Below are 13,849 nucleotides of genomic sequence, written 5' to 3'. Positions count from 1 at the left end.
CCCAGCGACCTCAACCCGCCTCGCGATAGGGGTTGCGCGGATCCTGCGTCCAGTTCATGTACGGCTTGCCGGTGTCCTGCGCCTGCATGTCGATGCAACCTTGCACCGGGCAGGTGATCTGGCACAGGTTGCAGCCCACGCACTCGGCCTCGATCACACTGTAGGCGTGGGTGCCGTCGGCCTTCAGGGTGCTGGCGATGGCCTGGTGCGAGGTGTCCTCGCAGGCGATGTGGCAGCGCCCGCAGCCAATGCAGGCGTCCTGGTCGATATGCGCCACCGACTTGTAGTTGATATCCAGGTACTTCCAGTCGGTGGTATGCCCCACGGCCTGGCCACGAAACGCCTCGAGGCTCCGGTGGCCATGCTGGTCCATCCAGCGCGCCAGGCCGTCCTGCATGTCTTCGACGATGCGAAAGCCATGCAGCATCGCTGCGGTGCAGACCTGCACCGCGCCGCTGCCCAGGGCAATGAACTCGGCGGCGTCACGCCAGGTGCCGATACCGCCGATGCCGCAGATCGGCAGTCCGCGGGTCTCAGGGTCGCGGGCAATCTCGGCGACCATGTTCAGGGCGATCGGCTTGACCGCCGAGCCGCAGTAGCCGCCGTGGGTGCTCTGGTCGCCGACGATGGGGTGGGCAACCATGCGGTCCAGGTCGACACTGGTGATCGAGTTGATGGTGTTGATCAACGACACCGCGTCCGCCCCGCCCCGGTGGGCAGCGCGCGCCGACTGGCGGATGTCGGTGATATTGGGGGTGAGCTTGACGATCACCGGCAGCGTGCAATGGGTCTTGCACCAGCGGGTGACCATTTCCACATACTCGGGCACCTGGCCGACGGCGGCGCCCATGCCGCGCTCGGGCATGCCGTGGGGGCAGCCGAAGTTAAGTTCGATGCCGTCGGCGCCGGTGGCTTCCACCAGCGGCAGGATGAACTTCCAGGATTCTTCGACGCACGGCACCATCAGCGACACGATCAGCGCACGATCGGGCCAGTCCTTCTTCACCTGGGTGATCTCGCGCAGGTTGATCTCCAGCGAACGGTCGGTGATCAGCTCGATGTTATTGATGCCCTGCACCTGGCGGTTGGCGCCGTAGTGCGCCGAGTAGCGCGACGACACGTTGACCGCCGCCGGGTCCTCGCCCAGGGTCTTCCATACCACACCACCCCAGCCGGCCTCGAAGGCGCGGACCACGTTGTAGGCCTTGTCAGTGGGTGGTGCGGAGGCCAACCAGAATGGATTGGGTGCCTTGATGCCGGCGAATACGATGGACAGGTCGGCCATTTACGCAGCCTCCACATTGAGCATGAGTTGGGCATGGATGGCTTCGGCGGCCAGCTTGCCATGTTGCACCGCCTGGACGGTGAGGTCCTGGCCCAGGGCGGTGCAGTCGCCGCCGGCGTAGATGCCGGGGATGGAGGTGCGCATGTGCGCGTCCACCTGGATGCGCTCGCCGTCGCGGGCCAGTTGCGCCGCCAGCGGATCGCCGAGGCCTTGCTCATCGAAGCGCTGGCCGATGGCCTTGAAGATCGCGTCGGCAGCCAGCTCGAAGGTTTCGCCGGTATCGCCCAGGCGTCCGTCGATCAATTGCGTGCGCGCAAAGCGCATGCCGCGCACGCGCCCGGCATCATCCAGCAGCACGGCATCGGGCCGGGCCCAGGTGTGCAGGCGTACCTGGTTGTGCTTGGCAATTTCCTGCTCATGGCCGGTGGCGCCCATGTCGGCTTCGCCGCGGCGATACACCAGGTTGACGTCGCGGGCGCCCAGGCGGCTCATCTGCACGGCCATGTCGATGGCGGTGTTGCCAGCGCCGAGCACCAGGCAGCGGTCGGCCAGCGGCAGCTGGGCGAGGTCGTCAGCCTGGCGCAATTCACGGATATAGTCGGTGGCGGCAAGCAGGCCCGGCGCGTCTTCGTCCGCCAGGCCCAGCTGGCGCACGGCCCCCAGGCCCAGGCCGAGGAACACCGCGTCGTACTGGCCATGCAGCTCGGCCAACGACAGGTTGCCGCCCAGGCGCTGGCCATGGCGGATCTCGATTCCGCCAATGCCCAGCAGGAACTCCACTTCACGCTGGGCGTAGTCGTCCACCAGCTTGTAGCGGGCGATACCGTATTCGTTGAGACCGCCGGCCTTTTCCCGCGCCTCGAAGATCATCACGTCGTGGCCGTGCATCGCCAGCCGGTGCGCGCAGGACAACCCGGCGGGGCCGGCGCCGACCACGGCGATGCGCTTGCCGCTGGCCGGCGAACGCTGGAACGGATGCTCGGTGAAGTCGGCATGATCCAGGGCGTAGCGCTGCAATTGGCCGATCAGCACCGGAGCGCACTCCTGGGCGTTGTTGCGCACGCAGGCTTGCTGGCAAAGGATCTCGGTGGGGCAAACCCGGGCACAGCTGCCGCCGAGGATGTTGGCCGAGAGAATGCGCTCGGCGGCGCCTTGCAGGTTCTCGTCGCTGATACGGTGGATGAACGAAGGGATGTCGATCTCGCTGGGGCACGCATTGACGCACGGCGCGTCGTAGCAGTACAGGCAGCGTGCACTCTCGACTGCGGCCTGACGGGCGGTGAGTGGGGGCGCGAGGTCGCTGAAGGCCTCGGCCAGCTGGTCGGCGCCGGCGCGGGGGCGCGGCAAGTGGTTCAGGGCATCGATCACGGTTGTAGCCTCTCTCGTTTTTATTGGAGGCGGCGGTGGTCAGGCGCCGGTCCGTTCTGGGGGGATGGCAGTCAACAGGAACATGTGTGTGGTTATCAGGGGGCGCCTTGCGCCCGTATCGCCGGCTTGCCGGCGATAGAGCTGCGCAGCAGCCCCAACTGCTTCAGCGCTGAACCGGCGTCGGTTTCTGCCGTTCGGCACGCCGCTCCAGCACCTCGTACACCGACGGATAGGCTGGGCGCTCCACGTAACGCCCCGCGCCCGGCTCGGCGCGCAGGTCGCCATCGGCCCAGAGCACCTTGCCCTGGCTGATGGTGTGGCTGGGGATGCCGCGCACCGTGCGGCCTTCGAAGATGTTGAAATCGACCCGCTGGTGGTGAGTCTGGGCGCTGATGGTACGGCTGCCCTGCGGATCCCACAGCACCAGATCGGCGTCGGCGCCGACACGGATCGCGCCCTTGCGCGGGAACAGATTGAAGATCTTCGCGGTGTTGGTGGAAGTCAGCGCGACGAATTCGTGCATCGACAGGCGCCCGCTGTTCACCCCGGCGTCCCACAGCACCGCCATGCGGTCCTCGATGCCGGCGGTGCCGTTGGGGATCCGGCTGAAGTCATTGCGGCCCATGGCCTTCTGCTCGGCGCAGAAGCAGCAGTGATCGGTGGCCGTGGTGTGCAGGTTGCCCGACTGCAGGCCACCCCACAGCGCGTCCTGGTGCTCGCGCGGGCGGAATGGCGGGCTCATCACATAGCCGGCGGCGGTGGCCCAGTCCGGATCACGGTAAACGCTGTCGTCGAGTAGCAGATGCCCCGGCAGCACCTCGCCGTACACCGGCTGGCCCTTGGCCCGGGCATAGGTGATCTCATCCAGCGCCTCGCGGCTGGAGACATGCACCAGATACAGCGGCGTGCCCAGGGTTTCGGCGATACGGATGGCGCGGCTGGCGGCCTCCCCTTCGACCTGGGACGGACGCGACAGCGGGTGTGCCTCGGGGCCGGTCAGGCCCTGGGCGAGCAATTTTTGCTGCAGGTGATAGACCAGCTCGCCGTTTTCGGCGTGCACCGTGGGCACCGCGCCCAGTTGCAGGCAGCGTTCGAAGCTGGCCACCAGGGTGTCGTCGGCGGCCATGATCGCGTTCTTGTAGGCCATGAAGTGCTTGAAGCTGTTCACCCCATGCTGGGCGACCAGCTCGCCCATCTCCTCGGCGACCTGTTCGCTCCACCAGGTGATGGCGACGTGGAAGCCGTAGTCGCTGGCGCTCTTTTGCGCCCAGCCGCGCCAGGTGTGGAAGGCCTCGAGCAGCGACTGCTGCGGGTTGGGGATGACGAAGTCGATGATCGAGGTGGTGCCGCCGGCCAGGCCAGCGGCAGTGCCGCTGAAGAAGTCCTCGCTGGCCACCGTGCCCATGAACGGCAGCTGCATGTGGGTGTGCGGGTCGATGCCGCCAGGCATCAGGTACTGGCCACTGCCGTCGAGGATCTCGCAGTCGGTGGGGGCTTCGAGGTCTTTGCCGATGGCACGGATCAAGCCATCGGCACACAGGACATCGGCGGGGTAGCTCTCTTCATGGGTAACCACAGTGGCGCCACGGATCAACAGGGACATGCCGTCTTCCTCGCAGGCTGACCGGTCTTCTGGCCGGTTCTTGGAATTGTGTTGGCCGGGCGCTGGAGGTGAGTTCATCAATCCTGTCAGGCCTGACAAGAATCGAGGCTAGTATCTGATCGGATATTGATCAAGAAAAAATATATGCAACCATTAAAAACACTAAATAACTGATTTTTAATGGTTTATTTAACAAATCACCAAAAAGTTACACCCCCTCACCATTTTGACGCACTTGACAGGAAGCCAAATTGGTCAAGATTTTCTACGCAAAATCAGGTGTTTGTTTCCTGGCTGGATGGCGCAGGCCGCGCCGGTGGTTTTCCAGGTTGCACCCGTTTGAATCACGCGGGTGATGGACCGGCCAGACAGACGGCATGCGCGGGCGCTCCCGCTTCGCCTGCCGTGTTTATGAATACCTTTGCAGGTCAGTGAGTTACCTCCGGTCGGCGGCGGCCCGCCGGGAAGGCGCGGGCTTTCCCGGCACGTTTGTTGAAAACGCAGGCCATAACCGCCTGGCCGGGCCGGAGGTGCAGTACTGGTGGTGTGTGTACTCCGGCCATCGCGTCAGCCCGATGAGCGACAACTACAAGAAAAAGACCTGGAGAACCCCATGCAACAGAGCAGATCACATGTGGTCGAGCAGCATGGCCTGTACGAGCTCGACGCCGGCAGCGACGTCCTCGACAGCCCCCGCTACAACCACGACATCGCCCCGACCAAGGTGCACCAGCGCACCTGGAACAAGTGGCACATCACCGCGTTGTGGGTGGGCATGTCCATCTGCGTGCCCACCTACACCCTCGGTGGCGTGCTCACCGCCTACTTCGGCCTGAGTGTCGGCGAGGCGCTGCTGGCGATCCTGCTGGCCAACCTCATCGTGCTCATCCCGCTGACCCTCAACGCCTTCCCCGGCACCAAGTACGGCATCCCGTTCCCGGTGCTGCTACGCGCCTCGTTCGGCGTTTTCGGCTCCAACGTGCCATGCCTGATCCGCGCCGTGGTGGCCTGCGGCTGGTTCGGCATCCAGACGATGTTCGGCGGGCTGGCCATCCACCTGTTCCTCGGTTCGCTGTTCCCCGAGTGGAAAGCACTGGGCGGCACTGGCGAGGTGATCGGTTTCATGCTGTTCTGGTCGCTGAACCTGTGGGTGGTGCTGCGCGGCGCCGAGTCGATCAAGTGGCTGGAGACGCTCTCTGCCCCCCTGCTGGTGGCGGTCGGTGTCGGCCTGTTGTTCTGGGCGCTGCCGCACATGTCGATGAGCGAGCTGCTCGCGCAGCCGCCCAAACGCCCCGAGGGCGCCAGCGTGGTCAGCTACTTCTGCGCCGGGCTCACCGCCATGGTCGGTTTCTGGGCCACGCTGTCGCTGAACATCCCCGATTTCAGCCGCTACGCGAAAAGCCAGAAGGACCAGATTCTCGGGCAGATCTTCGGCCTGCCGCTGACCATGTTCCTGTTCGCCGCCCTGGGCGTGATCATGACCGCCGCCTCCGCCTCGCTGGTGGGCCAGACGGTGTCCGACCCGGTGAGCCTGATCGGCCATATCCAGAGCCCCGGCTGGGTGGCCCTGGCCATGGCGCTGATCATCATCGCGACGCTGTCGACCAACACCGCGGCCAACATCGTCTCGCCCACCAACGACTTCCAGAACATCGCCCCGCGCCTGATCGGGCGCAGCCGCGCGGTCTGGCTGACCGGTTTCATCGGCCTGGCGCTGATGGGCCACGAGCTGCTCAAGAAGCTCGGCTGGATCGTCTCCGACCTGAGCCTGGAGAGCGTGTACTCCAACTGGCTGCTGGGCTATTCCAGCCTGCTCGGGCCGATCGCCGGGATCATGGTGGTGGACTACTTCCTGGTCCGCCGCCAGCAGCTGGACCTCGCCGGGCTGTACCGCGACGACGTGTATCCGGCGTGGAACTGGGCCGGGTTCATCGCCTTCGGCGTACCGGTGGCGCTGACCGTGATGGCCATCGGCAACAGCAGTTTCAGCTGGTTCTACGACTACGGCTGGTTCACCGGCTCGCTGCTCGGCGGCGGGCTCTACTACGCCCTCGGCGGCATCGCGGTGCGCGGCCCGGCGCGGCTGGCCAAGCCGCTGCCCTGATGCGCCGCATTGCGGGGCAAGCCCGCTCCCACGTGATGGTAAAAATAACAGCCTGAGGAGACACCCCATGACCACCCCCGCCAAGGAAATCGTGCAATCCAGCCAACGCCACATCGACAGTAACCGCCTGTGGCAATCGCTGATGGAGCTGGCCCGCCTCGGCGCCACGCCCAAGGGCGGCGTATGCCGCCTGGCGCTGACCGATCTTGATCGCCAGGCCCGCGACTTGTTCGTGCAGTGGTGCGAAGCAGCCGGTTGCACGGTGAGCATCGACGCGGTCGGCAACATCTTCGCCCGCCGCCCCGGGCGCAACGCCAAGCTGCCGCCAGTGATGACCGGCAGCCATATCGACACCCAGCCCACCGGCGGCAAGTTCGACGGCTGCTTCGGCGTGATGGCCGGGCTGGAGGTGATCCGCACCCTCAATGATCTCGGCGTGGAAACCGAAGCGCCGCTGGAGGTGGTGGTGTGGACCAACGAGGAAGGCTCGCGCTTCGCCCCGTGCATGATGGGTTCGGGGGTGTTCGCCAACAAGTTCACCCTCGAGCAGACCCTGGCCAAGCGCGACGCCCAGGGCGTGAGCGTCGGCGAGGCATTGAACGCCATCGGCTACGCCGGCAGCCGCGCCGTGTCCGGCCACCCGGTCGGCGCCTACTTCGAGGCGCATATCGAACAGGGCCCGATCCTCGAAGACCAGCACAAGACCATCGGCGTGGTGCTCGGCGCCCTCGGCCAGAAGTGGTTCGACCTGACCCTGCGCGGCGTCGAGGCCCACGCCGGCCCCACCCCGATGCACCTACGCAAGGACGCCCTGGTCGGTGCCGCCGCCGTGGTCGAGGCGGTCAACAGCAGCGCCCTCGCCCACCAGCCCCATGCCTGCGGCACCGTCGGTTGCCTGCAGGCCTACCCCGGCTCGCGCAACGTGATCCCCGGCGAAGTGCGCATGACCCTGGACTTCCGTCACCTGGAAGGCCAGCGACTGGAGTCGATGATCGCCGAGGTGCGCCAGGTGATCGAGGCCACCACGGCCAAGCATGGGCTGGAATACGACCTGGTGCCCACCGCCGACTTCCCGGCCCTGTACTTCGACAAAGGCTGCGTCGAGGCGGTGCGTGATTCGGCGCGCAACCTGGGCTTGGCGCACATGGACATAGTCAGCGGCGCCGGGCACGACGCAATCTTCCTCGCGGAACTGGGCCCGGCCGGGATGATCTTCGTGCCGTGCGAGGGCGGGATCAGTCACAACGAAATCGAGAACGCCGCCCCCGAGGACCTCGCGGCCGGCTGCGCGGTGCTGCTGCGGGCGATGCTGGCGGCTTCGGAGGCGATTGCCGGCGGGCGGTTGGCAGCGTAGCGACGATCGCGGAACTGCGCGCGGCCGCTAGCGTTCAGCATCATCTGCGTGGGAGCGGCCGTGCGCCGCTGCCACGCAGCGCCACGACAAGGCTTGCCCCACGGTGAATCATGCCAGCCCCTTCCCGAAAGACGGCTTATCGCTATATATTTCGCAACATAACGATAATCCCCAGGAGCCGTCTTCATGCGTATTCGCTTGTCCCATATGGCCGCCAGCGCCCTTGCCAGCCTGATCTGCCTCAACAGCGCCTGGGCCGATGAAGTCCAGGTCGCCGTCGCGGCCAACTTCACAGCGCCCATCCAGGCCATCGCCAAGGATTTCGAGAAGGACACCGGCCACAAGCTGGTCGCTGCCTACGGCGCCACCGGCCAGTTCTACGCACAGATCAAGAACGGCGCGCCATTCGAGGTATTCCTCGCCGCCGACGACAGCACCCCGGCCAAGCTGGAACAGGAAAAGGAAATCGTTGCAGGCTCGCGCTTCACCTATGCCATCGGCACCCTGGCGCTGTGGTCGGCCAAGCCAGGCTATGTCGACGCCAAGGGTGACGTGCTGAAGAAGAACGAGTACAAGCACCTGTCCATCGCCAACCCCAAGGCCGCGCCCTATGGCCTGGCAGCCACCCAGGTGCTGGACAAGCTGAAGCTGACCGAAGCGACCAAGGCCAAGATCGTCGAGGGCCAGAACATCACCCAGGCCTTCCAGTTCGTCTCCACCGGCAATGCCGAGCTGGGCTTCGTCGCGCTGTCGCAGATCTACAAGGACGGCAAGGTCAGCGAAGGCTCGGCCTGGATCGTGCCCGCCGAGCTGCATGACCCGATCCGCCAGGATGCGGTGATCCTCAACAAAGGCAAGGACAACCCGGCCGCCAAGGCCCTGGTCGATTACCTCAAGGGCCCGAAGGCCGCCGCGGTGATCAAGTCCTATGGCTATGAGCTCTGATGCCCCTCGACGCCAGTGACCTGGGTGCCATCTGGCTGACCATCAAGCTGGCCAGCCTCACCACCGCCATCCTCCTGGTGCTGGGCACGCCCATCGCCTGGTGGCTGGCGCGTACCCGCTCATGGCTGCGCGGGCCGATCGGCGCGGTGGTGGCCCTGCCCCTGGTGCTGCCGCCGACGGTAATCGGCTTCTACCTGCTGCTGGCCCTCGGCCCCCATGGCTGGATCGGCCAGGCCACCCAGGCCCTCGGCCTGGGCAGCGTGGTGTTCAGCTTCAGCGGGCTGGTGATCGGCTCGGTGGTGTATTCGATGCCCTTCGTGGTGCAGCCACTGCAGAACGCCTTCGGCGCCATCGGCCAGCGCCCCCTGGAAGTGGCCGCGACGCTGCGCGCCAGCCCGTGGGACACCTTCGTCAACGTGGTGCTGCCCCTGGCTCGCCCCGGCTTCATTACCGCCAGCATCCTCGGTTTCGCCCATACCGTCGGCGAGTTCGGCGTGGTGCTGATGATCGGTGGCAACATTCCCGACAAGACCCGCGTGGTCTCGGTGCAGATCTTCGATCACGTCGAGGCCATGGAATACAGCCAGGCCCACTGGCTGGCCGGGGCCATGCTGGTGTTCTCGTTCCTGGTGCTGCTGATGCTCTATGCCGGCCGCCGTGGCAAACCAGGCTGGAGCTGAAATGAGCGCATCGATAAAGGCACGCCTGAAGCTCGCGCGTGACGATTTCACCCTCGACGTCGACCTGAAGCTGCCCGGTCGCGGCATCAGTGCCTTGTTCGGTCACTCCGGCTCAGGCAAGACCTCGTGCCTGCGCTGCCTGGCCGGCCTGGAACGGGCCGCCAGCGCGTACATCGAAATCAATGGCGAGGTCTGGGAGGACAGCAGCCGCGGGCGCTTCATCCCACCACACCAACGCCCGGTCGGCTATGTGTTCCAGGAGGCCAGCCTGTTCCCGCACCTGTCGGTGCAAGGCAACCTGGAGTTTGGCTGGCGCCGGATTGCTCCCCAGGCCCGTAAAATCAGCCAGGAACAGGCATGCCAGTTGCTGGGTATCAGCCACCTGCTGGCGCGCAAGCCGGCCACGCTGTCCGGCGGCGAGGCACAACGGGTCGGCATCGCCCGAGCCTTGCTCAGCAGCCCGCGACTGTTGCTGATGGACGAGCCTCTGGCGGCCCTCGACAGCGCGCGCAAGCGCGAAATCCTTCCGTATCTGGAGCGCCTGCACAACGAGCTGGATATCCCGCTGATCTATGTCAGCCATGCCCAGGACGAAGTCGCGCGCCTGGCCGACCACCTGGTCCTGCTCGAGCAGGGCAAGGCGCTGGCCAGCGGGCCAATCGGCGAGACTTTGGCCCGCCTGGACCTGCCGTTGGCCCAGGGCGAGGATGCCGGAGTGGTGCTCGAAGGTGTGGTGGTGGGCCACGACCCGCACTACGGGCTTTTTGACCTGCGCCTGCCAGGCGCGGACGGGCAACTGTTGCGGATCGCCCACCCCGCCTTGCAGGTGGGGAGCACCCTGCGCCTGCAGGTCCAGGCCCGGGATGTCAGCCTGGCATTGGCTGCGCAGGGGGCCTCGAGCATTCTCAACCGCCTGCCGGTCCGGGTACGCGAATGCCACCCGGCGGAAAACCCGGCCCATGTGCTGATCAGCCTGGATGCCTCTGGCACTGCGCTGCTGGCGCGCATCACGCGCTATTCGGCGGACCAGCTCGATGTACGCCCAGGCCAGTTGCTGTGTGCGCAGATAAAGTCGGTGGCGCTGTTGGGCTGAGCAATGTCGCGGCCAATGCTGTCCATTGCAGCAAGAGTGTTCTCGATGGACTGCGCCGATGCCCGATTGCCCGTTGCCTGCCGCCCTGCATTATGTCGATGACAGCCAACCCGGCCTGACCCGCCGACGCTGGCGCGACCGCTTTCACTATTTCGACGCCGGGAACCAGCGGGTGCGCGATGAAGAAACCCTGGCGCGCATCGCCGCCCTGGTGATCCCTCCGGCCTACACCGACGTGTGGATCTGCGCCGACCCCCAAGGACATCTGCAGGCCACCGGCCGCGATGCCCGAGGGCGCAAGCAGTACCGCTACCACGCGCAATGGCGCGAAGTGCGCGATCAGCATAAATATGCACGCATGCTGGCTTTTGCCGAGGTACTGCCGAAGCTGCGCAAGCAACTGGACGCCCACCTGGCTTGCCCCGGCCTGGGGCGAGAGAAGGTCATGGCGCTGGTGATCAGCCTGCTCGACACCACGCTGATCCGCATTGGCAACCGCCAGTACCTGCGGCAGAACCGCTCCTACGGGCTGACTACCCTCGACACCCGCCATGTGCAGGTCAAGGGCAGCCGTATCCGCTTCCAGTTCCGCGGCAAGCGCGGCGTCGAGCACAACGTCACCCTCACCGACCGGCGCCTGGCCGGCCTGGTCAAGCGCTGCATGGAGTTGCCCGGCCAGGCCTTGTTTCAGTACCTGGACGAACAGGGGCAGCGCCATGGCATCGGGTCCACCGAGGTGAACCAGTTCCTCCAGCAGTTGACCGGTGCCGATTTCACGGCCAAGGACTACCGCACCTGGGCCGGCAGCAGCCTGGCGCTGAACCTGCTCCAGCCGCTAGCCTGGGAACCCGATAGCGAGGCTCGCCGCCAAGTCGCCGCCATCGTCCGCCAAGTGTCCACGCGCCTGGGCAACACGCCAGCGGTCTGCCGACGCTGCTACATCCATCCCGCAGTCCTCGAGCATTTCCACCTTGGGCGCCTGTCTGCCTTGCCCCGCGCACGCCCACGCAAGGGGCTGGAAATCGAAGAAGTGGCATTACTGCGTTTCCTGCAGATGCTCGAGCGCCAAGACGAACATTGACGGTCACTATTTACTTCATCGAATAGAGAAATTTCCCATATGGCACCAAGCACCCTATCCTTGCCATCGAGCACCTTGCCGCGGGGTTGTGCCGCAGCCCCACTGGCGCCTGCAACTAAAGATCGACGACAGAATTTGTCTGGCGGGGAATTACTATCCGCCGAAAGCGTCTTTAATGAGAAGGAAGAGGGACAGGCTCCCACCGCAGAGCACCTGGCTCGGCGGTTTTCTACATCACCAAGGAGAACTACATGCTGATACTCACCCGCAAGGTTGGCGAAAGCATCGTCATCGACGATGACATCAAAGTCACCATTCTGGGCGTCAAGGGGATGCAAGTGAGGATCGGTATCGATGCACCGAAAGATGTCCAGGTGCACCGTGAAGAGATCTACAAGCGTATCCAGGCCGGTAGCCCCGCGCCCGAAAAAAGCAACGACGAGTAACCCGCAAGCCAACCGCATCATGCCGCACGGATGCGCCTGATCGATTGCCCGCCCATGCGGGGAGCCTCTCCTGAATCTCAGGTGCCCAGCAATTCGCGCACCGTGGCGATCATCCGGTCCATGTCGAATGGCTTGTCGAACACGGCCGCGAACTTCCCGGGGCAGGCCCGGCCCTGGCTGGCTTGAGCGCCGCTCATGAGAATGACCGGCATGTCCGCCAGTTTCAGCTCTTCACGTATGGCCTGCAGCAGTTCTTCGCCATTGAGCACCGGCATCATGTAGTCGGTGATTACCAGGTCCACGCGCTTTTCCTTCAAGGCCTCCAGGGCCTTGCGCCCGTTGCTCGCCTTTTCAACCAGATAACCCTCATCCTCCAGGGCAAAACCGAGGATGTCGGCAATCAGGTACTCGTCATCGACGACCAGGATAGTGTTCACCCCATCACCGATCTCCCGGCGGTGTCGCCGAACCACTGAGCACGCCACTGGCACCATCGAACGCTCGCGCGAGGCTGATGCCATTCGGTCCAAGACTCAACGCCTGCAGGGCAGGGTCGTGATCGCTGTCACGCACCTTGATGACCGACAGGGCCCGGTGCAGTTGCGCGTCAAGCTCGGCGAAGCGCATCAGGATCAGGTTGTCGACGATGCTCGACAGGTCGGGGGCCGGCGCGGTGATCTCCGAACCGAAGATGTCACGCATCTCCCAGGTCAGCAGCACTGTCACACCACGGGCACGCAATTCGCCGGTCAGCGCGCGGAAAAAGCCATTCAGACGGGCGGGCTCAAGGGCCAGTCGGCCGAACGCTCCCAAGCTGTCGACCACCACACGCCTGGCCCCGAGCGCCTCGACCTGCGCCAACAGCTGGGCGCCGAGTTGGTCCAGCAGGCCTTCGGTGGTCGATTGCCAGCTCAGTTGCACGCTGCCTTCACGCTCGAGTGCCGGCAGGTCGAAACCCAGCGCGCAAGCCTTCAAGCGCAACCGCGCCGGCGTCTCGTAGAAACCGAAGTGCAGCCCCGGCGCAGCCTTGGTCGAAGCGGCCAGGAACGCGATGCCCAGCGCTGTCTTGCCTACGCCTGATGGCCCCATCAGCAGGGTCACCGACGCCTCGGCCAGCCCGCCACCGAGCATGGCATCGAGGTCGGCAACACCCGTGGCGACCCGGCTCAGGGTTTGCGCCCCTGCCTGGCTGGGGCGACTGTACAGCGACTCCAGGCGCGGGTAGACCTGCAACCCCGCCTCCGTGATCAGGCATTCGTGGCGCCCGGACAACGCGCCACTGCCACGCGTCTTGCGCAACTGGACATGGCGCACCGCCGTGCTGCCGACCAGGTGCTCGCCAAGTTCGATAACGCCATCGACCATGGTGTGCTCGGGGCTACCCTCGTCCAGCCGCGCACTGGTCAGCAGCAGCAACGTGCAGCCGGCAAACGCCGCATGCCCCTGCAGTTCGGAGACGAATTTTTTGGTGTCGAGGCTGGTTTCCGCCCTGGAGCGGGCGTTGAGCAGCCCGTCGACGATCAGCAGGGTGGCCTGCTGCCGGGCAATTTCCTGGCGCAACAGCCTGACCACCGCGTCCAGGCCGTCCTGCTCGAGGGTGTCGAATGCGCTGACGAACTGGATGGTGTCGCCTACAAGCGCCGCGTCGAAGAAGCTCAGGGTCGACAGATACTGGAATAACCGTTCATGGGATTCGCTGAGCAACGTCGCCACCAGGACCCGACCACCCTCACGCACATGGTTGCACGCCAGCTGGTTGGCCAGGATGGTCTTGCCCGAGCCGGGATGCCCCTGAACGATATAAGAGGCGCCGACCACCAGCCCACCCTTGAGCAGCGCATCGAGCCCCTCGATGCCCGTGGCCAGTCGCTTCAGTTGCTCTACCATGGC

The 13,849-nt window shown here is 65.3% G+C and carries 12 protein-coding genes; 7 read left to right on the top strand and 5 right to left on the bottom strand.

The window, feature by feature from the left end:
• Positions 1 to 10 precede the first annotated feature (10 nt).
• From preA to hydA, 3 genes are all read right to left on the bottom strand, one after another.
• On the bottom strand, positions 11 to 1,285 hold the full coding sequence (preA, locus tag OH705_RS11265) for an NAD-dependent dihydropyrimidine dehydrogenase subunit PreA (RefSeq protein WP_094010446.1): 1,275 nt from the start codon (positions 1,283 to 1,285) through the stop codon (positions 11 to 13).
• On the bottom strand, positions 1,286 to 2,653 hold the full coding sequence (locus tag OH705_RS11260; protein WP_267302216.1) for an NAD(P)-dependent oxidoreductase: 1,368 nt from the start codon (positions 2,651 to 2,653) through the stop codon (positions 1,286 to 1,288).
• A 163-nt stretch (positions 2,654 to 2,816) separates the two neighbouring features.
• Complete coding sequence (gene hydA / locus OH705_RS11255) at positions 2,817 to 4,256, bottom strand: dihydropyrimidinase (protein ID WP_038705825.1); 1,440 nt, start codon at positions 4,254 to 4,256, stop codon at positions 2,817 to 2,819.
• Positions 4,257 to 4,869: 613 nt separating this feature from the next.
• Here hydA and OH705_RS11250 point away from each other — a divergent pair.
• From OH705_RS11250 to csrA, 7 genes are all read left to right on the top strand, one after another.
• Positions 4,870 to 6,360: an NCS1 family nucleobase:cation symporter-1 gene (locus OH705_RS11250; protein ID WP_094010449.1), complete on the top strand. Its 1,491-nt coding sequence runs from the start codon at positions 4,870 to 4,872 to the stop codon at positions 6,358 to 6,360.
• Between the two features lie 67 nt (positions 6,361 to 6,427).
• Positions 6,428 to 7,714 carry a Zn-dependent hydrolase gene (locus OH705_RS11245; RefSeq protein ID WP_267302215.1) on the top strand — a complete coding sequence of 429 codons (1,287 nt, stop codon included), beginning with the start codon at positions 6,428 to 6,430 and terminating at the stop codon, positions 7,712 to 7,714.
• Between the two features lie 186 nt (positions 7,715 to 7,900).
• Positions 7,901 to 8,659 carry a molybdate ABC transporter substrate-binding protein gene (gene modA / locus OH705_RS11240; protein ID WP_023631638.1) on the top strand — a complete coding sequence of 253 codons (759 nt, stop codon included), beginning with the start codon at positions 7,901 to 7,903 and terminating at the stop codon, positions 8,657 to 8,659.
• A complete protein-coding gene (gene modB / locus OH705_RS11235; RefSeq protein ID WP_038705823.1) occupies positions 8,659 to 9,339 on the top strand; it encodes a molybdate ABC transporter permease subunit in 681 nt (226 codons plus the stop codon). The genes modA and modB overlap by 1 nt, the downstream gene beginning before the upstream one ends.
• A gap of 1 nt (position 9,340) precedes the next feature.
• Positions 9,341 to 10,432 carry a molybdenum ABC transporter ATP-binding protein gene (modC, locus tag OH705_RS11230; protein ID WP_038705822.1) on the top strand — a complete coding sequence of 364 codons (1,092 nt, stop codon included), beginning with the start codon at positions 9,341 to 9,343 and terminating at the stop codon, positions 10,430 to 10,432.
• Positions 10,433 to 10,490: 58 nt separating this feature from the next.
• On the top strand, positions 10,491 to 11,513 hold the full coding sequence (locus OH705_RS11225) for a DNA topoisomerase IB (protein ID WP_038705821.1): 1,023 nt from the start codon (positions 10,491 to 10,493) through the stop codon (positions 11,511 to 11,513).
• A gap of 251 nt (positions 11,514 to 11,764) precedes the next feature.
• Positions 11,765 to 11,959 carry a carbon storage regulator CsrA gene (csrA, locus tag OH705_RS11220; RefSeq protein ID WP_023628788.1) on the top strand — a complete coding sequence of 65 codons (195 nt, stop codon included), beginning with the start codon at positions 11,765 to 11,767 and terminating at the stop codon, positions 11,957 to 11,959.
• A gap of 77 nt (positions 11,960 to 12,036) precedes the next feature.
• Here csrA and OH705_RS11215 read toward each other — a convergent pair whose 3' ends face one another.
• Together OH705_RS11215 and OH705_RS11210 are read right to left on the bottom strand one after the other, a co-directional pair.
• The gene (locus OH705_RS11215; RefSeq protein WP_267302214.1) at positions 12,037 to 12,396 is read right to left on the bottom strand and encodes a response regulator; all 360 of its coding nucleotides are present in this window, start codon (positions 12,394 to 12,396) and stop codon (positions 12,037 to 12,039) included.
• A gap of 4 nt (positions 12,397 to 12,400) precedes the next feature.
• A complete protein-coding gene (locus OH705_RS11210; RefSeq protein WP_023628790.1) occupies positions 12,401 to 13,846 on the bottom strand; it encodes an ATPase domain-containing protein in 1,446 nt (481 codons plus the stop codon).
• Positions 13,847 to 13,849 lie beyond the last annotated feature (3 nt).

Origin of the sequence: Pseudomonas sp. BJa3, assembly GCF_026343815.1 — a bacterium.
Lineage (GTDB): Bacteria > Pseudomonadota > Gammaproteobacteria > Pseudomonadales > Pseudomonadaceae > Aquipseudomonas > Aquipseudomonas soli.
The sequence above is the reverse complement of the archived record's forward strand: the minus strand, read 5'-3'. Positions and strand labels throughout refer to the sequence as shown.